Annotated in this window: 24 protein-coding genes and 1 pseudogene; 12 read left to right on the top strand and 13 right to left on the bottom strand. The window is 54.0% G+C overall.

What is annotated here, in order from left to right; translation table 11 throughout:
• On the bottom strand, positions 1–1,032 hold a 1,032-nt coding region (locus B7L15_RS07005; protein WP_085918275.1), incomplete at its 3' end, for an IS1380 family transposase.
• A gap of 125 nt (positions 1,033–1,157) precedes the next feature.
• On the opposite strand from B7L15_RS07005, the gene B7L15_RS07000 reads away from it, so the two are divergent.
• Positions 1,158–1,610, top strand: a complete 453-nt coding sequence (locus B7L15_RS07000; RefSeq protein WP_085918274.1) for a tellurite resistance TerB family protein — start codon at positions 1,158–1,160, stop codon at positions 1,608–1,610.
• Between the two features lie 70 nt (positions 1,611–1,680).
• Positions 1,681–2,658 carry a calcium/sodium antiporter gene (locus B7L15_RS06995; RefSeq protein WP_085918273.1) on the top strand — a complete coding sequence of 326 codons (978 nt, stop codon included), beginning with the start codon at positions 1,681–1,683 and terminating at the stop codon, positions 2,656–2,658.
• Between the two features lie 417 nt (positions 2,659–3,075).
• Here B7L15_RS06995 and B7L15_RS19745 read toward each other — a convergent pair whose 3' ends face one another.
• From B7L15_RS19745 to B7L15_RS06955, 7 genes are all read right to left on the bottom strand, one after another.
• On the bottom strand, positions 3,076–3,300 hold the full coding sequence (locus B7L15_RS19745; protein ID WP_254902867.1) for an IS66 family transposase: 225 nt from the start codon (positions 3,298–3,300) through the stop codon (positions 3,076–3,078).
• A 738-nt stretch (positions 3,301–4,038) separates the two neighbouring features.
• Complete coding sequence (locus B7L15_RS06980; RefSeq protein WP_085918271.1) at positions 4,039–5,532, bottom strand: helix-hairpin-helix domain-containing protein; 1,494 nt, start codon at positions 5,530–5,532, stop codon at positions 4,039–4,041.
• Positions 5,529–7,136 (bottom strand): protein phosphatase 2C domain-containing protein, encoded by a 1,608-nt coding sequence (locus B7L15_RS06975; RefSeq protein ID WP_085918270.1) that lies wholly within the window; start codon positions 7,134–7,136, stop codon positions 5,529–5,531. Before B7L15_RS06975 ends, B7L15_RS06980 begins: the two co-directional genes overlap by 4 nt.
• Complete coding sequence (locus tag B7L15_RS06970; protein WP_085918269.1) at positions 7,133–8,182, bottom strand: TerY-C metal binding domain-containing protein; 1,050 nt, start codon at positions 8,180–8,182, stop codon at positions 7,133–7,135. The genes B7L15_RS06975 and B7L15_RS06970 overlap by 4 nt, the downstream gene beginning before the upstream one ends.
• An 11-nt stretch (positions 8,183–8,193) precedes the next feature.
• The gene (locus tag B7L15_RS06965) at positions 8,194–8,838 is read right to left on the bottom strand and encodes a VWA domain-containing protein (RefSeq protein ID WP_085918268.1); all 645 of its coding nucleotides are present in this window, start codon (positions 8,836–8,838) and stop codon (positions 8,194–8,196) included.
• A 13-nt stretch (positions 8,839–8,851) separates the two neighbouring features.
• On the bottom strand, positions 8,852–9,496 hold the full coding sequence (locus tag B7L15_RS06960) for a vWA domain-containing protein (RefSeq protein WP_085918287.1): 645 nt from the start codon (positions 9,494–9,496) through the stop codon (positions 8,852–8,854).
• Between the two features lie 88 nt (positions 9,497–9,584).
• Positions 9,585–10,781 carry a TerD family protein gene (locus tag B7L15_RS06955; protein WP_085918267.1) on the bottom strand — a complete coding sequence of 399 codons (1,197 nt, stop codon included), beginning with the start codon at positions 10,779–10,781 and terminating at the stop codon, positions 9,585–9,587.
• 563 nt (positions 10,782–11,344) lie between these two features.
• Between B7L15_RS06955 and B7L15_RS06950 the strand changes: the two genes are divergently transcribed.
• The 10 genes and pseudogenes from B7L15_RS06950 (at position 11,345) to B7L15_RS06900 (ending at position 21,044) form a co-directional block, all read left to right on the top strand.
• The gene (locus tag B7L15_RS06950) at positions 11,345–11,917 is read left to right on the top strand and encodes a TerD family protein (RefSeq protein WP_085918266.1); all 573 of its coding nucleotides are present in this window, start codon (positions 11,345–11,347) and stop codon (positions 11,915–11,917) included.
• 68 nt (positions 11,918–11,985) lie between these two features.
• Positions 11,986–12,564, top strand: a complete 579-nt coding sequence (locus tag B7L15_RS06945) for a TerD family protein (protein WP_085918265.1) — start codon at positions 11,986–11,988, stop codon at positions 12,562–12,564.
• 176 nt (positions 12,565–12,740) lie between these two features.
• Complete coding sequence (locus B7L15_RS06940) at positions 12,741–13,898, top strand: phosphoribosyltransferase domain-containing protein (protein WP_085918264.1); 1,158 nt, start codon at positions 12,741–12,743, stop codon at positions 13,896–13,898.
• The gene (locus B7L15_RS06935; protein ID WP_085918263.1) at positions 13,895–14,653 is read left to right on the top strand and encodes a hypothetical protein; all 759 of its coding nucleotides are present in this window, start codon (positions 13,895–13,897) and stop codon (positions 14,651–14,653) included. The genes B7L15_RS06940 and B7L15_RS06935 overlap by 4 nt, the downstream gene beginning before the upstream one ends.
• Entirely contained in the window at positions 14,650–15,786 is a 1,137-nt protein-coding gene (locus B7L15_RS06930; protein WP_085918262.1) for a cysteine protease StiP family protein, read from the top strand. Before B7L15_RS06935 ends, B7L15_RS06930 begins: the two co-directional genes overlap by 4 nt.
• Positions 15,786–16,658, top strand: coding sequence for an aldolase/citrate lyase family protein (locus tag B7L15_RS06925; protein ID WP_085918261.1), 873 nt, complete (start codon positions 15,786–15,788; stop codon positions 16,656–16,658). The genes B7L15_RS06930 and B7L15_RS06925 overlap by 1 nt, the downstream gene beginning before the upstream one ends.
• Positions 16,659–16,681: 23 nt before the next feature.
• Positions 16,682–17,413, top strand: a complete 732-nt coding sequence (locus tag B7L15_RS06920) for a hypothetical protein (protein WP_085918260.1) — start codon at positions 16,682–16,684, stop codon at positions 17,411–17,413.
• A gap of 86 nt (positions 17,414–17,499) precedes the next feature.
• Positions 17,500–18,111, top strand: a complete 612-nt coding sequence (locus B7L15_RS06915) for a TerD family protein (protein ID WP_085918259.1) — start codon at positions 17,500–17,502, stop codon at positions 18,109–18,111.
• 696 nt (positions 18,112–18,807) lie between these two features.
• Positions 18,808–19,248, top strand: a pseudogene (locus B7L15_RS06905) (transposase); the annotation flags it as partial.
• 252 nt (positions 19,249–19,500) lie between these two features.
• Positions 19,501–21,044, top strand: a protein-coding gene (locus tag B7L15_RS06900; RefSeq protein ID WP_139839356.1) for an IS3 family transposase whose coding sequence is annotated in 2 segments (ribosomal slippage) — positions 19,501–19,972 and positions 19,972–21,044 — 1,545 coding nt in all. Because the reading frame shifts where the segments join, the coding sequence is not laid out codon by codon here.
• A 25-nt stretch (positions 21,045–21,069) separates the two neighbouring features.
• On the opposite strand, the gene B7L15_RS06895 is transcribed toward B7L15_RS06900, so the two are convergent.
• The 5 genes from B7L15_RS06895 to B7L15_RS06875 all read right to left on the bottom strand — a co-directional run bounded on the left by B7L15_RS06895 (position 21,070) and on the right by B7L15_RS06875 (position 24,253).
• A complete protein-coding gene (locus tag B7L15_RS06895; RefSeq protein WP_254902866.1) occupies positions 21,070–21,657 on the bottom strand; it encodes a hypothetical protein in 588 nt (195 codons plus the stop codon).
• Positions 21,658–21,685: 28 nt separating this feature from the next.
• Complete coding sequence (tnpB, locus tag B7L15_RS06890) at positions 21,686–22,030, bottom strand: IS66 family insertion sequence element accessory protein TnpB (protein ID WP_085918257.1); 345 nt, start codon at positions 22,028–22,030, stop codon at positions 21,686–21,688.
• Positions 22,027–22,317, bottom strand: a complete 291-nt coding sequence (gene tnpA / locus B7L15_RS06885) for an IS66 family insertion sequence element accessory protein TnpA (protein WP_085918256.1) — start codon at positions 22,315–22,317, stop codon at positions 22,027–22,029. The genes tnpB and tnpA overlap by 4 nt, the downstream gene beginning before the upstream one ends.
• A gap of 371 nt (positions 22,318–22,688) precedes the next feature.
• Positions 22,689–23,261, bottom strand: a complete 573-nt coding sequence (locus B7L15_RS06880; RefSeq protein WP_176243651.1) for a DUF2268 domain-containing putative Zn-dependent protease — start codon at positions 23,259–23,261, stop codon at positions 22,689–22,691.
• A gap of 149 nt (positions 23,262–23,410) precedes the next feature.
• Entirely contained in the window at positions 23,411–24,253 is an 843-nt protein-coding gene (locus tag B7L15_RS06875; protein WP_085918254.1) for an ABC transporter ATP-binding protein, read from the bottom strand.
• Positions 24,254–24,490 lie beyond the last annotated feature (237 nt).

Raw genomic sequence — 24,490 nt, 5'->3', positions numbered from 1 at the left:
AAACTGCTCATGGGTGGCATGCGCCTGGTAGCGTTTGATCACCGCCTCCGGCGCCTCGTCCAGGCTGGTCCACCAGCCTTCCAACTCATAGTCCGGTTCGAGCAGCAACTGGCCATCGCSATCGGCGGTGCGCTCTACCAGGCGCATCACGCGTTGGACGACGTATTCGGTCTTGTTGTCGTCGTGGATCGAGACGGTCTGCGKCCACAGCGCCTGGCGCTTGCCAGGACGCAGCTCTTCCCAGTAGTCCGCCGCCACCGCCAGCCAGGTATCTCGATCAGCCGTGGCCGAGCCRCGCGGGTTCCATTTGACGACATAGTCGAGCCGGCGCCCCTCGTCGGCAAAGACCTGGCGTTGCTGTTCGAGAAGCGCCAGGTGCGCCTGGCTGTCGAAGCCGCTGTCCTCGCGTAACAGGATCGGTTGCTTGGTCARGCATTGGGCGCGAGGCAGTACCCGCTCCAGGAAGGCGTTGCTCTCCTTCATGGTGTGCTGCTTGCCAGGCCGCAGTTCCAGACCCAGGCACCACCCTTCGTTGCCCAGATAGGCGGCGATCGGGGTGTAGCCATCGACCTTCTGGTAGGTCCGCGAGACGCCTTCCTTCTTCGAGTTGCTGTTGTCCATGACGAAGGTGTCGATGTCCAGGCAGACGTGCGTCGTCTCGGCGGTGATCGGTGCTTCGATCAGTGACAGCAGGGTCGTGGACCAGGTGGCGGTGCGCGCCTGCAGGTCGTTGGCGGCAAGTTTTTCCAGCCGCTGTCGCAGCGTCGCCGCGCTCGGCACCTTCTGCAGGGTCAGCAGTTGTTGGAAGGGCTTGTCGCGGCGGAAGTTCTCGACAGCGTCATAGTCGCTCATGCCCAGACACAGCAGGCCCAGGTAGCTCTTGATCACGTCACTGGTGCGCATGCCCAGCGTGGTGGGGAAGCGGCTGTCGATGCTGTCGACGCCAGCGATCTCGAAGCATTGCCCGATGATGGACAGCCCGGCGTGGCTGGTGAGGGTGCGGCRACTGGCGCGGAACTTTATGTTGGGCATGGCACTGTCTGGGTGAATGGCGATAATGGCTATATTGCCATGCAGGTCAGTGGGTTAGAAGTGCTTCCGGGGGCCGGTCTCACGGATTCAGGTTTAATGACTCATTACCAGACTGGAGAAGCAAGATGGCACTTAATTGGCTAAAAGAAAACATTACTAAGGCACGTGAAAACTTGGCAGTAGAGGTAGCGAAGTTCAAGAACCGTGATTTTATGGAAGCAGTAGTTTCCGGCTGCGCCCTCGTAGCCGCGGCTGACGGCACAGTCGATGCCTCAGAAAAACAAAAAATGGCAGCGTTTTTAGAGCGCTCGGACGAGCTGAAGCATTTCGATATCCGACAGGTGATTGAGGTGTTTAATAAAGCCGTTGGCGATTTCGAATTTGATCATGAAATCGGAAAGGCAAATGCTCTGCAGACTGTCGGAAAGGTACGCGGCAAGGAGGATCAAGCCCGGGTCATTGTTCGTGTCGTGTGCGCCATCGGTGCGGCCGATGGGGATTTCGATGACAACGAGAAAGCCATGGTGCGAGATATCACAAGGGAGCTTGGCCTCAAGCCTGAAGAATTCGATCTATAACTAACCCCTTCATCAACACAAACCGTCTCCTCTTTCCGCCTTTTTTATTTTTTTCAGGAGCAAGAAAAACATGCACGACCTCAGTACTTACCAACTTTCTCTGATTGCATTCGGCGCAATCGCGTTTGGCATTTGGATGTTGATCAAGGGAGGAGATTGGACGGTCGATAACGCCGTGACGGTCGCCGGACGGTCAGGATTATCAAAGCTTTTCATTGCCGCCACCGTTTTAGCGTTCGGCACTTCAGCACCGGAACTTTTCACCTCTGTCAACGCCAACCTATCTGGTTTTCCCGGAGTTTCGGTCGGCAACGTGATTGGCTCAAATATTGCCAACGTCTTCATGGTAATTGGGGTGTCGGCCCTGATTGCACCTGTCGTCTTCAGCCGCGCCGATGTAGTTCTAGATACGGTCGTAATGCTGGTCGCTACAGCCGGTATGGCGGCGGCGGTAGTCGCCGGCATCCTGCCAGCATGGGGAGGTCTGGTGATGGTCATCGCGCTTGCCGGCTACGTGCTCTACCAGTACAAGGCTAGCAAGCTCGACGTAGACGAAGTGGAAGAGCATGATGCCGGCAGCCGTTTTCCGGGACTTATGCTGCTAGTCGGCATCTTAACTCTGCTGATTGGGTCCGAGATTCTGGTTCAGGGAGCGGTTGCTGGAGGTGTTGCACTCGGCGTGCCCGAAGCCGTGATCGGTATGACACTTATCGCCTTTGGTACCTCGCTGCCTGAGTTGACAGCCTGCGTAGCTGCTGCTCGTAAGGGCCAGAACGATATGATCGTAGGAGGTATCATTGGCAGCAATATCTTTAATATTCTCTCTGTCTTGGCAATTTCTGCCGTCGCCAAGCCTTTGTTGATCGATCCACGTTTTGCATCTTTCGACATCTACGCGGTCGTGCTGGTAACACTCATCTTTGCGGTTTTTCTGCTCTTAGTGGGCAAGATCGGTCGCATAGCAGGCGTGATAATGGCAGCGTGCTATATCGCCTTCATCATTGCGCAGTACACGGTGGTAGACAGCTTCCTGGCTAATACTCTCTGATTTACCGAATCGACAGCTTTCACAAACAAGGCACTCAGATTGTACGATTGCTTACCAAGGGTAGTGTGATCTGAGTGCAAGACCATTGAACCGGAGATGAGGCCTGCTTCTGGTGAGTAATCCCCTCAAAAAATTATCAAGGTGATAAGTACAGTCTTTAACCTGATGTTTATAAAACGGTCGGGTAGACCGGGCGATTGCTCGACCCGGCCCCCTCAGATCCGGACGTGCGCGATTGACGCATCCGGCTCTTCAATCATCAGTTTCACTGAAAGACTAGCCAATGGATGATCCTCGCCTTCGGCAGCGGTAGGCGCTTCAGCAGTAGATTGGCCTTCGTCCAGGAGAAATATCCTCTCTGAGAGCGACGCCTCAACCACTTGCTCCAGATGCGCTGCGCTTGGTAGACAAGGTCTTTCAAGGCAGTACGCCAATGGCATCCATGGCTTCCTGACCCCGTTTGGCATGCGGCGCCAACCAGGTCAGGGCCTGATTAGAGGCGCTGTATAGCCAGTAGCGCTTGCCGCCAACTTGAATACCTGTCTCGTCAGCATGAACTGTCGCCGCTTGCCTCAGTGCCGGGATCAACCACTCGGCGAAAGGCTCGGCCCGCTGATAAGCCTCCTGATTGAAGGCAAACAAGGTGGCGGTGCTCAGCGAGAGACCGCACTACGAGGCCAGCAGTGCCTGGATTCGGGCATAGGGCAGCAGCTGGTACTGCGAGAGATAGACGACATGAGCCGCGGACCGTACTGGATCGGGCGCTTCACCCCGTCGGGGAACGGGGCCACATGGCGCCGCCCGAGATCATCTTTCAGCACCTCGGCCCGATACTCGGTGACCATCGACTGGATGAGAATGTCCTTGACTTGACACTTCTCGATGCCGACCGGGCGATAGGTACGCCCCTTGGCAGCGTTCGACGGTCGACAGACAGCGTCACGACCTCGTCGGGATCATCGACGGGCACCAATGTCGTCCCTTCATGCCCAGGCTACCGGCGGGCTTTCGCTCTCCGATAGCCTGTGAACGGCGCTGGCGGTTGGGATCCTGCGAGGGTGGCTTGCTTCTGTTGCGGCTACTAGTCGCCAACCGGTCCGCCATCAGCTTGACCAGCAGCATCAACACGTCGATGGCAGTACGCAGCGAAGGCGAGACCGTGTCGTCTCCTTGAGCTGCTGCCTGACCCGTTCCAGGGCTTCGTCGACGTTGATATCGCTGATGGTCATGTTACCTGATGAGGCAGTTGCTGAATGGCGTTACTATTCCAGAGGAAACAACAGGTTGGCGAGTGCAGCCTGGAATCTGCTGAATAGTTACAATGGTTTTATCTAAATGAGCATGAAAGCCCACAAATACCGATAGTCCAGAGGCGCACTTCTACACCATCTGCAGATAGAACAACCGGCTACCATGTGACTTGCCAGTTAGCAGCTGGAGACCGTCCTCCAGCTCAACCTTGCCACCGATTGGCACAGCATCTCCTGTAGTGGCATTCTTTAAATCAGGCATGTTTTCGTTAACTAAAAACCACCGCTGCTGGTGCTGCACGAAGTAGCCCACACGCGATTTATGCTCATCGCCAAGCCGTTCGTTAGGCATAATTGTGCGATCGACGTGCCAAGGGAAAACACTCTGGTTTGAATACACCATCAAGCGGTGATTGTCCGGCCGATAACGATCTCCTCGCAAGGAATAGAGGTTAATCACCGGCAGCTTTCCCTGGTATCGAGTTTGGCAGAAGGGGCAGCGAGGTACCGTGGTGTTATCAAAGACAAACCAGGCTTGTTGGCAGGCGCTATTCTGGCAGGGCTGAATCAGGTCTACCGTCTTAACCAGCGCAACCTCCCATTCATCCGCGCTGGGACGACTACTAGGGTCATGCAGCCCGTCGATAAATGCACGATCAAACAACGCAGTTAGATAGGGACCGGTTACGGTGTAGGGAAGCTTTTGAGGATCTTTCCATGGCAGTTCAGTCGGCTTCGTTGATTCTGATGGGCTAAGCCGATTGCGCTTGTCGCTGGGATGCTCCACGAACAGCGCCTGCTCGCCCATCGTCAGACGCTCATCCTCGCTTGGGTCATCGGCATGCACTTTTTGTCCACGCAGGGGATGTCGTAATAGCAGCAACGAATAGACCATAACGGCGAGCGCGTGCCTATCGGTGAAAATGCTGGGTAATACTCGTTGTGGGTCAGTCTTAGGCAGGTGGCTCGTTGCGACGCATTCAGGAGCAATAAAATCGGGGGTGCCCACTACCTCTGGTGGGAACCGGTCGGGCACGACCAGGCCATCCATATCGATAATACAGACGTTGCCGGTCGTCGGTGCTAACAACACATTCTTGTAGCTCAAATCACTATGAGCGAGCCCTGCCGCGTGTAGCCGTCGAACGGCGCGAGACAACCGCAAGCAAAGCTGAAGGTAATTAAGCCAGTTGCCACGTTCTCGTTCGTCCAAAAACTTGAATTGGTTGTTGGGCGACGCAAACCACTTGCCTTCTTTATCCTTGCCCTGAATCTTAAGCATATCGTTGTTGAACGAACCATGCTCAAAAAAGAAATGGTCACGATAGAACGGTGCCACTACCCCGGTACGACCATTATGCTCCACCGTTGCCGTGGGCCAACAGTACAGTTGATCCCAATAAGCGCCCTGCTCATTGTCAAAGATGCGCTCACGGTAAGCGCCGGTAATCATCTCTAGGCGCTGTCGGGCTGCGTCATCTAGCTGCGCGCGGTAAAAGGCAACCACATAGCGTTTGTCTGGGCTGGCGTAGACATCTTTCATACCTCCCGTTGCGATGATTTTGTCACGAAATTGGACTTGCTCACCGTTGGAGGCTGTCAACGTAATGATGGGTGCGCTCATGCAGTGAACCCCAAGTCGCGGATATCCGATGAAGCGACACTGTCACGATAAAGCACTGCCAACGTACGGTCGTCGTGGTGGCGTTCAACAAAAAAGCTCAAGTACTCCTGTATCGGGTCACGCTTACCCTCTTCTGCGGGTGTGAAAAGAGCTGGCGCCAGTTCATCGTAAAGCGCCCACCAGCTTTCGCCGTCGTGCATATCGTTATCAGAGCTGAATTTTGGATCCGTCACGCCATCGGTGGCCACTATAATGGCATCCAATGCAGAGAAAACGTTGATTTTCACCCGTTGGTACAGTCCCTCGCTTTCTTGAAAAAGTGGTGCGTCAAGAAAACGGGTTTGCCCGGCATGCTGGCCTGAATCAGCTGTATTAAGCATCTGGGCTTGTCGACCCTCGTAAAGAGCCGCAACCGCGCCGTCGCCAATCCCAAACGACACCACGATGTGGCCGTCAGGCGTCTTTTTATGCAACGCGAGTAATAAAGTTGTCGAAAAAGCTTTCACTGGGTGCCCCGAGACTTTGGCTTCTTCAGCAATCGCTCGATGGCCCGCATGCACCGCGGTAATCATCGTCTGCTGCAGCGGTAAAAGTAATTCCTGAGACATTCGGGAACGATCACCATCTTTCCACCACGAAAGCGCTGCAGCTTCTAACGCTGCCCCCTCGCTCGCCGACAATGACTTCAACAGCTCATCACGGGCCACAGTCGTTGCTAACAAGCTCCCTTGACGAGCGTACTCACAGGAGCCTGCGCCATCCCCCACGATCAACATATTCCAGCCTGTCGTTGCCCGTGCGATAGTACCATGATCATCACGCTGACCACCCCGATGGGCATGAGAGCGGCCGCGCTGTGATCCCATGACCATGTGCCACCCATCATCACCACTTAAACGTTCAACGTCTTCATCAGGCTTGGCATAGAGAGCATTGCGATCAGACGGCAGGTCTTTCCATAAGTCGCGGGAACTAGGGATCAGCGCCAGCTTAAGTGTGGCATGCAATGTCGTCTCGCCCTGCTCATTAAGTCCATGGACTTCCAGCTGGTGAGTACCCTGGGCAGTCGGTGTTCCTTGTAAACGGCGATCTTTGGTTAATGACAGTCCACTTCCCCCGTCAGTTTCAAGCTGCAGTTTCGCAGGCAAATTCTCAAGCAAATCATCAAGGCAAACGTCATAGGGTTGCCCCGAACGACCATTGGGAAGACTTTCAGTACGAGACGCCACCACTGGTTTAAGCGCATCTTTAGGAGTCGAAGAGGGAATATCACCAGGCTTTAGGGGCGCACCCGCAGCCCGGTTTTGGGGTGCATTATCGGAATTAGCATTGTTCTTTTCGGACACTGCGCGTTTCTCGCTATCGCTGATGGGGATGCCTGGCGTAAAGGCGGAACCCGCTTGATTTGCTTTCGTGCCGTTCTCTTTTGCTTGTTTAAAGTGCTCTGCCATGGTTATTTTAAACCGCTCGCGAAAATCATCAATTAAAGCGGGGCCATTTGTCTCCTGCATCACTTTATCAATCAATTGATCGGGAAGTCGTTGCCCAGGCTTTTCAAATAAACTGTTAATGACTCGACGATAATAGTCTTGTGATTCCTTCACCCTTGCCCCCTGCCCACATCAAAGCCACCCCCGCCGCCACCTTGACCAAACGCTACGTTAGCGTCACACCAAGGGCACACTTGCTTGCCGGGGCCGTTACAACACATCAGTTTGCCGCAGCCGCATAATGCAAACGTGGTGACCGCGCCGCAGTGTGGGCACGGCGGCACCCCTTCTAGTTGGTCGCTGCTGACAGTTGCGTTAGTGCTGCCCTCTGAGGACCACTCAAAATACTCTTCGCTAAGTGGATAAACACCTTCAAGCCCATAAATACCGCGGGCGGCTGGAACCCCAAAACTACCTGGTACCGGAACGGCGTTGTATTTAAGTAAGTACGGTTTCTTCTGGCGATGGCAGCGTCCGGTAAATACCACGACCTGATCATCGACCGGCGCCGTGTCACTATCTTTTACCAAGCTTATGCCCACATCACTCGCTTTGGAGAGTGAGATCCCTGGCGCGTTTTTGCCCACATCCAGCGCTTGGCTCTGCGCGGCGACGGACGCAGAGACCCAGCGGGCAAAGCGACTCAAATCTTCACCGGTACCGTTATCTAGCGAAACCACGTCATCGGTCAGTTGCTTGAGCACTTGTGTATCAGCAGCCCCCCCAAGGGTGACCGCAATTAAATGGGCACGGCTGGCATAGTGCTGGCGCCAGCGTTTGATAGCGGCATCGGTGCGATCAGTGGGGCGCCCATCGGTCAATAGATAGATGACAGGCTCCCAGTCTCCCCGCTGGTTGGGCGTGGTTTTTTTTACGTCCACTTCAATACGGGTCATCAGTTCATCCAAGGCTTCCCCTAGGGCCGTCCCGCCGCCAAGAGGTAAACGCGGGGGATAGAACCCCATAAGATCCACCATAGGCACCACGGTACCCACCTGCCCGGCAAAGGCGATCACTGAAATATGCACGGTCTCCAGAGCGCTTGGATCCTGGCGAAGCTGCTCAACGATAGACTCCACCGCCCGCTGCAGTTGCGCATGGGGCTCTCCAGCCATGGATTCTGATACATCGAGTACAAAGAAAATGGGTAAGCGTCTCATTAATACCTCGGTTACAGGACAACCTGGACTTCATCGGGGGGTGGTGGCAGCGTGATATCGTCATCTGCCCCGTTGTGTTGGCCGCTGGCGCTAGCCGCAATAGACGCTGACACCCATTGGAAGTAATTCGCAAAGCCAGCGCTGTCCATGTGTTCAAGACTGACCGTTTTAGTCGCGAACTTTTTTAGGTGCTCTTGTTTAGCCTTGGGGCCTGCCGCGCACGCGATAATCTCAGAAAACCTCATACCTTTGATACGCTGCACCGCCGCTTCAAACTCCATCAGATCAGAGGGTGATCCATCGGTCATCACGAACAACATGGGCCGGAAGTCGCCCTTCTGATCGGACGTAGACGTTAGAATATCCCGCTCTACGCAGTCACAAACCATATTGAGGCCTTCGCCCATGTGCGTTGCACCGGAGCGCGGCAGCTCAATGTCATTCACCTGGGCGCTTTCTAAGGCTTGCAGGGGGAGCAGCTCTTTCACTTCGTGATCAAAAGTGATGATTGATAGGTAAACGGTTTCGAGAGCGTAAGGGTCCTGGCGCAGCGCCGATAACATGGCAGCCAAGCCCACATTGACCGACTGAATGGGCTCGCCGCGCATTGAACCCGACGAGTCGATGAGTAAATAGATAGGTAAACGACGATCCATGGTAGCTCCTAGCTCAGTTTTTGCTCAGATTGATGACTCGGATTTCGTTTGGCGGGGGCGGCAGCTCAGCACTGCCATCGCTGCCACCAGACTCAACGGATTGGCTAGTCATTGACACACTGGCTGAGACCCAAGCAAAAAAGGCACGGATAGATTCGGCGTCGTTACCGTTCAACCGAACAATGTCGGTGGCAAAGCGCTGCAGATCGCCCGTGTCGACGTCGGCGCCAGCAGCACACCCGACCAACTTAGCCACACTGACACTCTTCATAGCCTGGATGCCAGTGTCTAAGTCGTCGTTGGCCACACCATCAGTGAAGACAAACACCAAAGGACGCCAATCACCCTTCGAGCTGCTGGAGGAAGACTGAACTTCCTCATGGATACGTTCAGCGGTAAGTTTGAGTGCCGCGCCCAATGCCGTCATACCATCAGGCTTCAGCGTCGGAGGCTGGAAGGTCATCAGGTCGCACAAGGGCACAGTGTGGCGGGCTTCTGAACTAAATTCGATCACTGACAGATAAACGGTTTCAAGCGCGAAAGGATCTTGGCGCAGCATGTCGACTAAGGCCTGCAAGCCCTGGTTCACCGCATTAATCGGTTCACCAGCCATGGAATAGGACTTATCAAGCACCAGGTATACGGGGAGTCGGCGCATGGTTTCCTCAATGCATTTATCAAGCATATTGAGAAGCAGTACCATAGCAGAACGGCACTGCACAGTAGGAGTAAGCAACGTTATGTCGTTACTTAGTGCCGGCTTTCCACTGGAAGCCAAAACCATAATGGTTATCCGCTGGCTTGTGACTGCCGAAGTAGTTCACCTCTTTAGAAATATTCAGGGCACCGTTTTGATTCTCCAGCATCGCAATCACACAGAAATTCTCGTTTTTCCCGCTGGCGTCCATGCGGATTTCGATCTCTGGCTGGTCGGGGGCTTTGATCGATACGCGACCATTGGTCTGTGCCCAGTTCGCAACACCTTCATAAATGAAGGCAAAGACCATCACACGCTTGATGTCACCCCAGTGCTTGCCGTTCAAGTACAGATTTTCGCCTTGGTTCACTGACCCCGTTCGATCGTCACCATCGAGAAAGATATAGGGCGGTCTTTCCAGGCTGCCAAAGCTATTCCCTAGGGCTTGAACAATCCCTTTGCTGCCGTCTTTAAATTCGAACATACAGCCAAGATCAAGATCGATTCCACCCTGGCTGCCGCCCAGTAACGACCCGAATAGACCTTTTTTACTGGCACCCGCTCCCGCAGTTTGATCCCAGTTGAGGTTCACATGGATTTTGCCGAAGGTAGCTGATTTTTTCTCAAGCGAAATCGTATCGCCCTTTTTATCAAGGGTGATCTTGCTGAGATTAATCGAAGGCTTATCTTGGGGCTTAGGAGAGATTGGCGCCGGGGACGGTGTTGGCGTGTGCGCTGGCTTGGAATCACTGTCGACATCGACGCCAAAATGCTCGGCAAGCGGCGCCATGCCACCGGCAAAGCCCTGGTCAACCACTTTCACTTTCCAATCGCCGTTGCGGCGGTACAACTCGCACACGATGAGCGACTTTTCCTGGCGCCCAGTGCCTTGCCCACTAAATTCAAAATTTTCACCGGCACCCTTAAGGTCAAAACGGTAGCCGCTGGACAGCGCGAATAGCCCAGGATCAACGGTGAGGACGAAGGCTATGCGCTCAAGGTGTCCAGGCACCTTGCTCAGATCTACCGAAAATGTCGATCCATCTGTTTGTTCTACGGCACCTGAGGGATGCTTGGGTTGGTTGAAGAAGATGAAGTCATCATCGCTCGACACCTTACCTGTGTTAGCCAGTAGAATGACTGAGGCGTCTAGGCCAGCCCCTTGGTCGTTTCCCACGGCGAGACTGAACGTGAGCTGTGAGTCATTGAGTTTGGCATTCTGCCCTGCAATCAGTTTGGTACCCATCAATTATTCTTCCCTTAAAGCATCGATAATCGTTTTATTGAATGTCGCCAGGTGATTGATTAATTTTATTTTTTTATTCATATTGAGTTACTGAACTACCCTAGCTGCTCACAAATTTATTCACACCTCTATTCATCCTATTGATAGGGGTGTACTAAGAATACCTTACACCTTATGATGCCTTAGGGGTTTCAAAATTCAATTTAACGTGAATTGCCGATTGTCATCAACTTACGGCTTATAATCTTGTTATGGATGTCAGGTTTTCTGGCGACCTGTCGCTGGCTCATACCTACCCTAATCCAAGCGTGCATCTGTTATCGTTGGGTCAGCTGTCGATATCCCATGCTTTGCTTCACGTTGGTCGTAAAGCGGGAAGCGTTCTAAAACAGGCCCTCCTGCTTCTACCGGGTGATTCAAAGTGCTGCAGTTTTTCTATGGATACAAGATGAAAGTCGAGTCGTCTAGGCCTCCCACTGAGGAGATACTGGCAAGCGTCTCAAGGACATTTGCCAGTGCCTATTACCGGGCACTAACCAATATGACGTAATAAGGAGAGTTGCATGATCGACCTGAGCAAAGGTAGCCGTATTAACCTATCTAAGGAAGCCCCAGGAGCCACAAAATTCACCCTCGGCATGGGCTGGGATACCCGTATTACTGATGGTGCAGACTTCGATCTAGACGCGTCTGCTCTGTTGCTGGATGCTAATGACAAGCCTGTCGGTGAAGCCGGTGCCTTGGTGTTCTATAGCCAGCTATCCTCACCGTGTGGTGGTGTCGTGTCATCTGGTGACAATCTTACTGGAGAAGGCGAAGGCGACGACGAAACCATTACCGTTGACCTTGAAAAGCTGAATCCCGATGTAGCAAAAGTTGTCCTGGTCGTCACCATTCACGACGCTGAGGCGCGTGGACAGAATTTTGGCATGGTCAACAATGCCTTCGTACGCATCTTAAAAGATGGCAGCACCGATCCTGTTGCACGCTATGACCTTTCAGAGGACTACTCCACCGAAACGGCAGTGATCTTCGGTGAGCTTTACAAGAAAGACGGCGAATGGCGCTTTGCAGCTAAAGGCGATGGCTTTGCGGGCGGCTTGGCAGCATTCCTAACCGGTTACGGCCTACAGTAAGGCCTTTTTATGGCCAAGCTATAACTTGGCCACTTTCAATCTATTAACTAACGATGAGGTGTCAGCATATGTCTATTTCTCTTTCCAAAGGCGGCAACATTTCGCTGAGTAAAGAGTCCCCGGGTATCAAGCAGATTCGTATTGGTTTGGGCTGGGATGCTCGTGTGACCACCGGTCATGATTTTGACCTAGACGCCAGCGTTTTCCTGGTCAATAGCGAAGGCAAATGCCGCAGTGATAAAGACTTCATTTTCTACAACAACCTGAAGTCTACGGAAGGTTCGGTTGAGCACATGGGTGATAACCTCACTGGTGAAGGCGAGGGCGATGATGAAGTCATCAAGGTCGACCTGTCCAAGGTACCCGCGGACGTCGATAAAATTGCTGTTACCGTCACCATCCATGACTCAGCTAACCGCGGCCAAAACTTCGGCCAAGTTGAGAACGCTTTCGCTCGCGTTATCAACGAAGACAACAACCAAGAAGTCGTTCGTTACGACCTGTCAGAAGATTATTCGATTGAAGATGCCATGATTTTCTGCGAACTCTACCGTAACAACGGCGAATGGAAGTTCCGCGCTATTGGTCAAGGCTTTGGCGGTGGCTTGGGCGACCTCGCCTCCAAGTATGGCTTAAACGCCTCTTAAGCTGGAGTACGAGTGGGAGCGGCGGCTCCCACTCACCTAAATCAACCCACCCTACCCTACCCTGACCATTACATGACACTGACTACCGTTGTTGGGCGCTGTTTGCTCTGAAAAGCTGCTTATGGTGCGGAAAGGGGGGAGGGTCAGGGCCTTTTATACTGATTGGAATATGTTCTATGAGCACGCAGAGTCTGATTAAAGACATCCAGGCCGGTCGGCTAACGATGACAATGACCGAAAATGGCCACCGCCTTGACGAATTAATCGCTTTTGCGTCTCGTCTCAATCCGCGACGCGGCTACCTGTTCGTCTCCCGCGTACTTGGCAAGCATATTCCGGTGCGGCCTTCTAAAATGGAAGCGATACACGCCGAGTTAGCCCAAGCCATCCAGCTGCATGGGAGTACCGCGTATGTGGTGGGCATGGCTGAAACGGCTGTTGGCTTAGGCGCAGGGGTTGCCCGCCATCTGGGACGACTGCATAAACATAGCGTTTTTCATCACACCACGCGCTTCCTGGTGCCAGAACCCTGGATACGCATCCGCGAGGCACACTCCCACGCTGATACGATGCATATGGCCCGTCTGCAGGGCGAAGCGTTGCAGGCCGTAAAATCAACCGAAGATCTCGTACTTGTCGACGATGAAATATCCACGGGACGCACCTTAGCGCAGTTGGCCCATGCACTTATGGAGCAACCCGAGCTTTCACGGGTTAAGCGTTTGCACATTGTGTCAATCGTGAGCTGGCTAGACGATGAAGCACGGGTAAAATTCCTGTCACTATTACCTCAGGGCATTGAGGTCAACTTCGTACAGCTGATGGCGGGAACCTTTTCCTTCGCTGCCAACCCAGAGTATCGGGCCACCCTACCCGATAATGTCGATGTCGATTTCTGCGATGCACTTTCCACACAGTCAGCGCCGCTGCCACTGGAGAGACAAGGGCTTTACGGCATGATGTTTAGTACCTACAAAGCATTACTGGAAGACGAATTTTTCCCGCGGAAACTTCATATCAGTAAACCCTATGTGGTGTACGGCATGGGCGAATTCTTAGATATCCCCTTCTGTGTTGCGCTGGCTTTAGAAACGACTGGGATGGATGTGCTGTTTCAGAGCTCTACACGCTCACCCATTGCCTTGGGTGATGAAGTAGCGAATCGGCTAGAGCACCCCGCTCCTGGCGATAGCAATAAAACCCACTTCCTTTACAACGCACCGCTACAGCGTGAGCCGCTGGCCTTTGATGGCATCGGTCTGCCACATTTAAGCCAAGCGCTTGAGACCGCCCACCGCCTACAGGCTAACGACCAACAGGAGCAAGTGGCATGAGCCCGGGCCGACTGATCCTTCTGACAGATCTCGACGATACACTGTTTGCCAGTGAACGATCATTGCCTATTGATGCTGAACGGGTACAACTCGCGGCCGTCGATGGTAACGGCGCTCCACTTTCGTTTCAGACTCACCAGCAACGCACGCTGTGGGAACTGCTCAGTGGTGCGGCCGACTTCATTATTCCGGTGACAGGAAGAACCAGCTATGCACTGGACCGTGTAGCGTTGTCCTTCCCAAGAAACTATGCCGTGGTCAGCCATGGCGCGCTAGTTATATCGGAAGGCCACGTATTGCCGGCATGGCAAACCCGCCTGGCGCCGCACTTGGATGAAGCATACCTAGCCATTGGTCGGGCCTACGCTGACCTTAGCGAGGCGCTGCAGCGTGAAGTCCCGCACCTGCAGTTTACGTTGCGCCAACTAGAAGACTTGTCAGTGCCTGTTTATTTGTCGATCAAAGCAACGGGAGAGCTGCCTGAAGTGGCTCACACGCTTCTATCGCAGGTTGCCCAAGCCCATGGGCTATCGCTTCATGCCAACACCCGAAATGCCGCACTACGCCCCTCCTACACCAGCAAATCAGAGGCGTGTCGCTTTCTTCTCGAAGAGGAGCTGTACCGTCAGCCAGAAGACACCATCATCGCGATTGGCGACAGCCTATCGGATCTCCCGTTCATGACACATAGCGATATGGCCATGATGCCCACTGGTAGCCAAGTTTGGAACGCTGTAAAGGAACTCGCCCAATGACCGTAATGGCCCCACTTGCTCCCTTTAACGGTTCTTACCAGCCGGATGACTGCCAGTTTCTTCTCACACCGATAGAGCCTGAATACCTTTCGATTGAAGAGAAAGAGCACCGCATTCAAACAGACCAAGCCCACTATAGTGAAATGATTCATCGTGAGGAAGCTCCTAGCACACGATACTTGGCGCTGTTTGAGACACTTTGCGAACGCTACGCCCCGAGGCTAGCCCGCGAAGTCCGCCAGCTCGCTAATCAACTGGTGACCGACCTGGGAAATAGCGCTACACCCATTACGCTGGTTAGCTTGGTACGCGCCGGCACCCCGGCTGGCGCGCTACTTCGACGCGCCTTAGTGGATTATGAAAATCAAGCCTGCCAGCACTACAGCGTCTCCGTTATTCGTGACCGTGGCATCGATACCTCAGCGCTGGATTATCTGCTGGATCACGTAGGCGTTGATGCTAAGCGGATAGTATTTGTTGATGCTTGGACCGCAAAAGGCGTGATTACCCGTGAATTGCGCTCCGACATGTCGCGTTACAACACGGCACGGCGTACCAAAGGTAAGAGTTTCATCCCTACCCGGTTGGCAGTCATTTCTGACATTGGCGGTACCGCCGATTATGCGGCCACCTGTGAGGACTATGCCATCCCTTCTGGCATTCTCAACGCTACCGTGTCAGGACTTGTATCGCGTTCGGTACTCAACCATCAAGTGCCAGAGGGCGCTTTTCATGGCTGTGTCCTGTATACCGACTTAGCGCCATATGACCAATCTCAGGCATTCATAGACCGTGTTGCAAACCATTTATCGCAACCTTTTGACGGCGCCAATCTACCCACTGAGAGTGATCTCACGTGCCAGCGCTTCCTGATGCAAGAAATGCTCGCAAAGATCCAGCGCGATTATAGCGTCGATGACATTAACTATATCAAACCGGGCATTGCTGAGGCCACACGCGTCATGCTACGCCGCGTGCCGGCGCTGCTGATGGTGCGTGATACTGCTCACCCGGATGTAGAGCATCTTATGCTGCTGGCTGAGGAAAAAGGCGTGCCGGTTGACGTATGCGCTGATATGCCCTTCCACGCCTGTTCATTGATCAAAGCGGTTGCCCGGCAGGAGACTATCTAATGGTGACACCCCGTTATGGCCAGCTAGGTGCCTCACTTTATGTGCCAGCCACTCACAAAACACTGGATCAGATTCTAGTGGATGGCTGCAATGATGCGCGCTCAATCATTCTGTGTACTGAAGATGCAGTGGTGCCCGATGCTGTCGCCTGGGCAGTGCAACGACTAATTAAAGCGCTAAAGGCCGCACCTAAAAGCGTGCCTTTTCTGCGTTTTGTTAGGCCGCGTAATCCCTTTGTGCTGCGCCAGTTATTGGAGTCGCCTGACGCAGTGGCGCGCCTCGATGGGATAGTGATTCCAAAGTTTGACCACAAAACGATGCCCGCATGGCGCGACGTGCTGGATGGTAATAAGACGCTTGCCATCATGCCAACGCTCGAAACCCCTGTGTTGTTTCGTGAAGACGGCGCGATCGCCACACTTGACGCGGTACAAGACCTATGTAACCCGGTCATCGCCCTGCGTATTGGCGCCAATGATCTATTAGGTGCCATAGGTCTAAAACGACAGCCGGGACAAACTTTCTACGATACACCCTTGCGGTCAACTATGGAGCGGCTCATTACTGTGTTCAGGCCCGCCGGCTTTGAGCTGTCAGCCCCCGTGTGTGACCTGATAGGAGAACCCGACACCCTATCTCGAGAAGTCGCCCTAGACATCGCTTGGGGGTTTTATGCCAAGACCTGCGTTCACCCTGCGCAAGTTGCTCTGATTGAAGAACATTTTACTCAAGCCATGGCCCGCCAGCAGCCTCAGGCCCATGCCTTGCTCAGCAGTTCGGAAGCGGTATTTAAAGACAGTGGCCAGATGCTAGAAGCGACGTGCCACACCAATTGGGCAAAGCGGGTAGCCGCATTGCAAATCCGGGTTTAATTCTCAAGCCAGCGAGATCCACCATGATTAATCTGACCAAAGCAGACCAGACTGCCACTATCAGCCTTGCCAAAGGTAGCTCCGATATTATTGTGCGGGCCCAGTGGGTAGACAACGGTGACGGTGATGATGGGAATGACGACTTGGACCTACGCTGCTCGCTTCTGGCTCCGAACGGCAAAATGTACCTGATTGACGGGGAGTACCGAGGGGCATTGCAGGAGATGCCCTTTGCCCACCATCACGGCGATGTAAAGAGCGCCAGCTTCGATGCGCCAGGTGAAGAGGTCATTACCGTAGCACGTGACATCGCAAAGCGCGCCGGAGGGCCGGTAGCGCTATGTTTTAGTGTCTATTCTGCCCTGGGTAATGGCGCGGTGTCGGTGGCGTCACTGCGACCAGTAATGAAAATGTCCTATGGCAACGACGAGGTTACTTGCAGCTTCGACTTCAACCAGGCACCAGATGCCGGTAACCCCACCATTTACACCTACATCATTGGGTACGCGATCGTCACGGAAAAAGAAGTGATCCTGGCGCCCTCTGGCAAAACCTCAGCGCCTGGTCAGGAAGAAACCGCTTGGATCTTCTGGCGGGACTCTGCCATTGATGTCGACATCGTGGGCCCCGCGGTATTTAAAGGACCACAGGCCAGTGAGTCAGAGCCATACAACAAGAAATTCCGCATTCCCTATCGCTTTGAAAACGTCACCTCCGCGAAAAAGAAAGGCTTTTTGGGTAGCTTGTTCGGCTAATCCATTTAGAGGAGCACCGATAAGCGGTGGCCCTTTAGCTAACCCCGCCGGCAACCGGCATTTACGCAACTTATGGAGTATTCAATATGTCTATTAGCCTCGCCAAAGGCCAACGTATCAGTCTTGAAAAAGAAGGCGGTGGCAGCCTGGATTACATCGAAATCGGCGTAAACTGGGGCGCCATCGAAAAGAGAGGCTTATTCGGTGGTAAAAAGCACGTCGCCGTTGACCTGGATGCCTCAGTTGGCATGTTTGATGCCCAGGGTAATTTGGTCGATACGGTATGGTTTCGTCAGCTAAAATCAAAGTGTGGTTCTATTCACCACAGCGGCGACGATCGCACGGGTGACACTGGCGGCGATGATGGCCAAGACAATGAAGTGATCAAGATCAACCTAAACCAAGTGCCGGGTGACGTCACCACACTTGCATTGGTCTTGAATTCTTTTTCACAGCAGAACTTCGGTGATATCCCATTTGCAGGCATTCGTATCCATAATGGTAAAGCCGGTACTGGCAGCGAATTCGCAAAATTTGACGTGGCTAATGACCCGACGTTCTCGGGCAAAGTAAGCATGATCATGGGTAGCGTGTATCGTCATAACAGCAGCTGGAAGTTTCGCAGCATTGGTGCCGCAATTGCTGAGAAAGACCTGAAGACATCACTGGCGGCGTTCTCGCGTGATTACGCCAACTGAATTTTGAGATAAGGAATCATATCCCACCGTGTTCACTCACGGTGGGGGACATATTATGAAACATATACTGCCCGATAAAAAATGGGTGCATCTATACATATCGTCAAACCCAAATCGTTGTAATCTCGAAACACAATGGTCTTGCGATTATCGCCAAATCCCATAAAGGCGCACAGCACAAGCACGTAGACAAAGCTGTAATCAAAGGGCTATGTTGGTATCTGTTGTTGGTCCGTCAGCGCCTATCACCGCTCTTAGCCACGCTTACTCTTTTGCCTTCGCCGTTTCAAACAATCGTCGCCATGCTATGTAAGTCGGGTAGACCTGGCGATTGCTCGGCCCGGCCCCCTCAGATCCGGACGTGCGCAATTGACGCATCCGGCTCCTCAACCATCAGTTTCGCTGAAGGATAAGCAAGACTGCACGATTTTTGGCATCGGAAGAGGCAGACGCTGCAGTAGTTGGTGACCTCGATCCCAGGTGATCTGTGCTTTCTGGGATCGACGACTCAACCACTTAATCCAAGTGCGCTCCACCCGATAACGAAATACCTGCAGGGCTTTCATGTTCCCGCGTATTCCGTAGTAAGCGAAGTGCTCCCGAACCTTGCGTCTCAACATCTTATGTTGCTCCAAGAGAGGCAAGTGCCAATTTCTGCGACACCACCACGCAATGCGTTTCAAACCTCGCTGAAACCGTCCTTTGGCAGGGTTGCTGCATGCCTTCTTCCTGGTCACCAACCTCAGCAAGTTCCACTGGCAGCCAGAAAAAGTCCTGGCGCTCTACCGTAAGTGCGGCAGTGCCGAAGCCCACATGGGCGAGTTGAAATCAGCACTCGACGTGCATATCTCCTCGACGGATCGGGGCGCCTCCACCGTTCAAAACGTGATGGCCCGAAACGAAGTGAGTCTGCTACTGAGCCTCTACGCCTACCAGATCCTGCATGGCTTGCGCTGTCTTCTGGTGCTACAAACCCGCCAAGGCTGGAGCCTGAGCCGAATGCGCGAACAGGTGCTCAAGGTTGCCGCCACGCTGTCACTGCACGCAAGGCGTATCACCGTTCACCTCGGTGACGCCGCTGACAAATGGTGGCCCACCTTGCTGAAGGGACTACCGAAGCTGATGGCGCTGAGCTAATACGCAGGCGACATTATCGGTGACTAACGCAAGCACAAGATGGCCACAACGGGGGCCGGCGGACATGACTACACTGATGGTCGATACCAATGACTAAAAGTTATAAACAGTGAAGATAAACGCTACACTTGGGCATTAGTCTATATGTCATCACGCCATCGATACGGCTGCTGAAGACTGAGGCCGGCAACCCATGGCTCCAAAACCCTATGTGTCAGCGTAGTTGTCGCCTGAATATTTCAGAGGACAACCATGCCCCATTATTCACCGGAACGTAAAGAAGCCATTCTCCAGAAGATGGCCCCACCTCACAGTCTGACTGTTGCCGAGTTGGCCAGCCAGGAAGGCATCAGTACCGCAACCTTGTACAATTGGCGTAAAGCCGCCAGAGGACGAGGTGCCGTTTTGCCATCGAATTCAGCTCATCCAGACAAGTGGAGTAGCGAAGAGAAGTTCCGCATTGTTCTGGAAACCGCCCCGATGACGGAGGCGGAACTTAGTGAATATTGCCGTAGGAATGGCCTTTACCCGGAACAAATCGAAACCTGGAAAGCCGCCTGCATGGGAGCCAATGCCCTGTCGGATGAACAGGCCAAGCAGAATCGGCAAGCGGCCAGGGCTGAGAAAAAACGAGTCAAAAAACTCGAAGCCGAGTTGCGACGCAAGGAAAAAGCTCTGGCAGAAACGGCTGCACTACTGACGCTGTCAAAAAAAGCCGAGGCGATCTGGGGCCCCAAAGACGAGGACGAATGACCAGCCTCCCGGATCGCCAGCAGGCGGTTACCCTGATCCAAGAGGCTCAGGGTAACGGAGCCCGGCTGGTCAAGGCCTGCGCCTTGCTGAACCTGAGTATACGCACTTATCAGCGCTGGACGGCAGATAAGGCCGTCAGCGCCGATCAACGACCGGTGGTGCCCAGACCAGCACCCACCAATAAACTCTCGGAGGCGGAGCGTCAGGCCGTGGTCTCACTGTGCAACCAGAAGGAATATCGAAGCTGTCCGCCGGCCTTCATCGTTGCGGATCAACTGGATCAGGGTCGCTACCTGGCCTCGGAATCCACCTTCTATCGGGTTCTGCGGGAGAAGGATCAAGTACACCTCAGGGGTCGGCAAAAAGCGCCCCAGAGCAAGCGCAGGGCAACTACACACAAGGCCACAGAACCGAACCAGCTGTGGTCGTGGGATATCTCATGGCTGCCGGGGCCAGCAAAAGGCACCTGGTTCTACCTGTATCTGATGCTGGACGTATACAGCCGCAAGATCGTCGGTCACGAGGTCTATTACAGTGAGACCGGTGAGCTTGCCAGCGAGTTCATCGAGAAGGCCTACTGGCGTGAACACCTGGCGACGAAGGACAAGCCTCTAGTGCTGCACTCCGACAATGGCAGCCCCATGAAGGCCTCGACCTTCTTGGAGAAACTGTACGATCTGGGTATTACGCCCTCGAACAGTCGCCCCCGGGTCAGTAACGACAATGCCTACTCGGAGTCGTTGTTCAAAACCCTGAAGTTCCGCCCGGGGTTCCCGGTAAACGGCTTCAGAACGATCGAGGAGGCCCGCAAATGGGTACTGGCGTTCGTGCGCTGGTACAACACCGAGCACCGACACAGCGCCTTGAACTACGTAACACCTCAGCAACGCCATACGGGCGAAGCTGATCAGATCCTGGCCCAGCGAAAACAGATTATCGAAGCGGCGAAAGCCGAGAACCCGCGTCGCTGGTCTGGTGATATCCGAAACTTCAGCTTGCCGGAATCAGTCACTCTGAACCCGGAAAAGGCGGCCAATTGTTAAAGAGCTGATGACTTAAACGCGACATCTACGTTGACAGACTCTGGCTGACATCGGCTAGGCTGTTGTCCAGTACGTTGAACGGCGCCCTCGTCGTCACCGGCTTCCCGGTTCCTTTGCGTCGGAACACCGGGCGCTCGCACTTGAGCACCACATAACTGGCGGCCCGCTGGGCCAGGCGGTAGGTGATCTTGGTGCCGATGATGTCATACTGATCGGCATCAGGACCGGTCAGCTCCGGCGGTAGATGCTCGATGACTTCTACGGGCACATCCGCGGTGAAGCGCAGGCCGGTGTCGTTCAGGCAGTCGTCGTCCCGCTGTTTCTTGGCGGTACCGCGTTGATAAGCCCGAACCGGACGTGGTTCATCGTCGGCAGGCTTCTTCGGTAACGGGGCATCCTCTGACGGGAACAGGCAGTCCTGTTCCGGAATATCATAAACCAGCTTCTCGGATTTGGGGCCGAACAGCTGTTTCTTGAACCAGTCCAGTTGATGCGTCAGCTGACGAATGGCCTCCGCCTGGGCACCCAACTGCTCCCGCAACACGGCATTCTCCTCGGCTAGAGCCGAGGAGGAAGGCGCGTTAGAAGAAGGAGTGAAGGCCGTTGAATTCATGGCCAATATTATACCGGAAGCTGACCGTCTATACCCCTCGAAAACGCTTGAACTGGCGGTATTTTTGCACTTCGATGCCATCGATCAGCAGTTGCAGATCCGTCAGGGTAAGGGCTCGCTGACCGGAGGCGGACAACGGCACCCGGAACTGCCCCTGCTCCAGGCGTTTGGCCCACAGGCAATAACCGGTGGCGGTAAAATACAGCATCTTCATCTGGGTCTTGCGGCGATTGACGAAGACGAAATACTGACCGCTGAGTGGATCGTGTTGGAGCTGATTCCGGACCAGGGCACTCAAACCCCGGAACGATTTGCGCATGTCGGTGGGCTCGGTGCACAGCCAGATGCGCGCCTGGCTATCGAGCCCGATCATCCGTTCTGGCTCAGCCGCAGTTCGACGCCGTTGCCGAGGCTAAGCACAATGTTCCAGCCTGGGCCAGAGGTTTGCGACGTCCCCATCAGCGATGACAAATCCAGAAAGCTGGCGTCACCGGATCCTGCCGACTCCTTGGCCGAGGGGCCGGACAAACGCTTGCGCCAGTGGCAGAAGCTGGCATAGCCAATGCTCTCTTGTTTACAAAATTGCGGAGCTGACAAGCCGCTGGCGTGCTGCTGATCAACCAGGGCCTGCCACTGTTCCGGCGTACGGTGCTTTTTCATGGGGGTAACCTCGTGTTGGAAAATATGAGGTTACTGTAGGGCGATTTTCAGCGGGGTGGCAGGACGTCCTGGAATGAACGCTTACATTGCGCAGGTAATTCATCTACCTGAGCCAGCTAAGGAAGACCTTCCATTCCTGAATACAGTATTTCCTTGCGATTAGCACCTGGTCCGGCACCTTCATCATGGCGAACAACTGAGAGAGTGGGCCGAAGCCCAAGGTCTTGACGTCGACAGATCGGTAGCCGTGGTCCGTGCTTTTGCCGAGAACGCTTTATAAAGTCATTCTTTGAGCGCCTTCCCATTTTCTCGCAGCATTCCCGATACATTTTGAAGCTGACGCGAGGGTGCTGCTCTGGTGTTGGTTCTAGTCATCGATATCTGCTGGTTAATTCGATGATCTCAGCCGCCGGAACCGATACGAGCTGTGCGGCGCTAGCGTCTGATGCGGCAATTGCCTGGTCAACCAAGTAAGTACCTGCCCGATAACCAATCCAACGTCGGCCGTCAGGGTGCCGGAACATCCAGTCAGCATAGGGGGCGGAAAGTGGCAAGGACTTAAGCTCATCAACCCAGGCTTCCACCTCCGGTGGATATTGCCCCCAAAGGGGCTGACTGCCTGCAGCATCACGCTCGAATGCAGTTGCCAAGCCCTCGCTGATAACGCCCTCCATAAAAGAGGATACCGGTTTGCCTCCGGTTATCAGGTGGCCGCGCACCAGGTGATGAAACTCATGAAATAAGGTTGAGCGCAGGTGAGAGTGAACCATGGTGAGGACGCCCTCCGGACGCGATGGGTCGAGTGTCCAGCTCACGAGCCCCGGCGCTAGAGGTGATCCTGCACTACCAATTTCTGGAATGACACCGGGGCCGGTATATACCACTAGACAAATTCTTGATGGCAGCTCAGGCAGTAGCTCTCGAACCTCTGTTTCCGTTTCCATGGCAACTTCGGTAAGGATAAATCGCTCGTGTTTTGATAACGCTTGAAAGCTTTGGCCTAGAAATTCCACTGCCAACATTTAAGTACCTCCAAATAACGGGTCTTTCTGCTGTTAGCTTAAGTCTGCACAAATAAATGATTCATGGCACGCTATGTTCTTGAGCAAAGAGGCAAGGCTCGGTGGGGGGAGTGGTGCCGTTTACGCGGTACGCAAACCGGGCGCCCAGTTTCCGGGTCCTGGATCACCTGGGCGTCCAGATCAAAAACACGCTTGAGGTTAGCGGCGGTAAAGACCTCGTCAGGCGCGCCGCTGGTGACGATCTGGCCGTCTCGCATCATCACCAGGTGGTCGGCGTAGGCCGCTGCCAGGTTCAGGTCGTGGAGGACCAGTAGCAGGGTGCGGCCTTTTTCATGGGCCAGACGTGACAGTAGCTCCAACAGGTCAACCTGTACTTTCAGGTCGAGAAAGGTGGTGGGCTCATCAAGTAGCAAGAGGTCGGTCTGTTGCGCCAGTACCATGGCGATCCAGCAACGCTGGCGTTGGCCGCCGGAAAGCGCATCAACGTTACGCTCGGCAAATTCCGTTACGTGGGTATACGCCATGGCTTCGTTAACCGCGCGGGCATCCTGCTGGGCGTCTTTTTGCCATAGGCCTTGATGCGGAAAACGCCCCATGGCAACCAGTTGCCTCACGCTCAGCCCTTCCGGGGCAACAGGGCCTTGAGGAAGGATGCCCAGTTGCCTTGCTACGTCGCGGGTCTTGCGGCGATGAATGTCTTTTCCATCCAGATAAACTTGCCCGGCACTGGGTGTCAGCGTTCGGGCGAGTGTCTTCAGCAGGGTTGATTTACCGCTTCCGTTGGGTCCTAGCAGGGCGGTCAGTTTTCCTTCTGCCACGGCGATGTCCACGCCATTGAGTACGCGTTTGGTGTCATAGCCAGCGTAAAGGGTTTCGCCTGTTAATCGAGCATGCGGGGCTGATGCGATTGGCATGGGCATTCACGGGTTATCAAAACAGCCTGCACCGTAAGGCAAAACATTCTCATTTTCAACATTGTAAGTTAGCGATTACTCCTTTTTGGCTGCCCTCTTGACCGGGTTGATAGTCAAAAGCGCTGGCTAACACCGTTGCAAGCAGCCTAACTGCTTATGGCTGTTTGGTAGACCTCATGCTTTCTTATATGCATAATATAACTATTCTCATTTAATTATGAGTTGTATTAGCAAGGG

It is taken from the genome of Halomonas sp. CSM-2, assembly GCF_002119345.1.
Classification (GTDB): domain Bacteria; phylum Pseudomonadota; class Gammaproteobacteria; order Pseudomonadales; family Halomonadaceae; genus Vreelandella; species Vreelandella janggokensis.
This window is presented reverse-complemented; position numbering and strand designations above follow the sequence as displayed.

Excerpts from the sequence above, each read along its gene's own strand:
- B7L15_RS06930 (WP_085918262.1), top strand. The coding sequence starts at position 14,650 with ATGACCGTAATGGCCCCACTTGCTCCCTTTAACGGTTCTTACCAGCCG.
- B7L15_RS06960 (WP_085918287.1), bottom strand. The coding sequence starts at position 9,496 with ATGCGCCGACTCCCCGTATACCTGGTGCTTGATAAGTCCTATTCCATG.
- B7L15_RS06980 (WP_085918271.1), bottom strand. The coding sequence starts at position 5,532 with ATGAGCGCACCCATCATTACGTTGACAGCCTCCAACGGTGAGCAAGTC.
- B7L15_RS06920 (WP_085918260.1), top strand. The coding sequence starts at position 16,682 with ATGATTAATCTGACCAAAGCAGACCAGACTGCCACTATCAGCCTTGCC.
- B7L15_RS06950 (WP_085918266.1), top strand. The coding sequence starts at position 11,345 with ATGATCGACCTGAGCAAAGGTAGCCGTATTAACCTATCTAAGGAAGCC.
- B7L15_RS06895 (WP_254902866.1), bottom strand. The coding sequence starts at position 21,657 with ATGAATTCAACGGCCTTCACTCCTTCTTCTAACGCGCCTTCCTCCTCG.
- B7L15_RS07000 (WP_085918274.1), top strand. The coding sequence starts at position 1,158 with ATGGCACTTAATTGGCTAAAAGAAAACATTACTAAGGCACGTGAAAAC.
- B7L15_RS06945 (WP_085918265.1), top strand. The coding sequence starts at position 11,986 with ATGTCTATTTCTCTTTCCAAAGGCGGCAACATTTCGCTGAGTAAAGAG.
- B7L15_RS06880 (WP_176243651.1), bottom strand. The coding sequence starts at position 23,261 with ATGGAAACGGAAACAGAGGTTCGAGAGCTACTGCCTGAGCTGCCATCA.
- B7L15_RS06965 (WP_085918268.1), bottom strand. The coding sequence starts at position 8,838 with ATGGATCGTCGTTTACCTATCTATTTACTCATCGACTCGTCGGGTTCA.
- B7L15_RS06995 (WP_085918273.1), top strand. The coding sequence starts at position 1,681 with ATGCACGACCTCAGTACTTACCAACTTTCTCTGATTGCATTCGGCGCA.
- B7L15_RS06940 (WP_085918264.1), top strand. The coding sequence starts at position 12,741 with ATGAGCACGCAGAGTCTGATTAAAGACATCCAGGCCGGTCGGCTAACG.
- tnpA (WP_085918256.1), bottom strand. The coding sequence starts at position 22,317 with ATGAAAAAGCACCGTACGCCGGAACAGTGGCAGGCCCTGGTTGATCAG.
- B7L15_RS06925 (WP_085918261.1), top strand. The coding sequence starts at position 15,786 with ATGGTGACACCCCGTTATGGCCAGCTAGGTGCCTCACTTTATGTGCCA.
- tnpB (WP_085918257.1), bottom strand. The coding sequence starts at position 22,030 with ATGATCGGGCTCGATAGCCAGGCGCGCATCTGGCTGTGCACCGAGCCC.
- B7L15_RS06875 (WP_085918254.1), bottom strand. The coding sequence starts at position 24,253 with ATGCCAATCGCATCAGCCCCGCATGCTCGATTAACAGGCGAAACCCTT.
- B7L15_RS06915 (WP_085918259.1), top strand. The coding sequence starts at position 17,500 with ATGTCTATTAGCCTCGCCAAAGGCCAACGTATCAGTCTTGAAAAAGAA.
- B7L15_RS06955 (WP_085918267.1), bottom strand. The coding sequence starts at position 10,781 with ATGGGTACCAAACTGATTGCAGGGCAGAATGCCAAACTCAATGACTCA.
- B7L15_RS06935 (WP_085918263.1), top strand. The coding sequence starts at position 13,895 with ATGAGCCCGGGCCGACTGATCCTTCTGACAGATCTCGACGATACACTG.
- B7L15_RS06970 (WP_085918269.1), bottom strand. The coding sequence starts at position 8,182 with ATGAGACGCTTACCCATTTTCTTTGTACTCGATGTATCAGAATCCATG.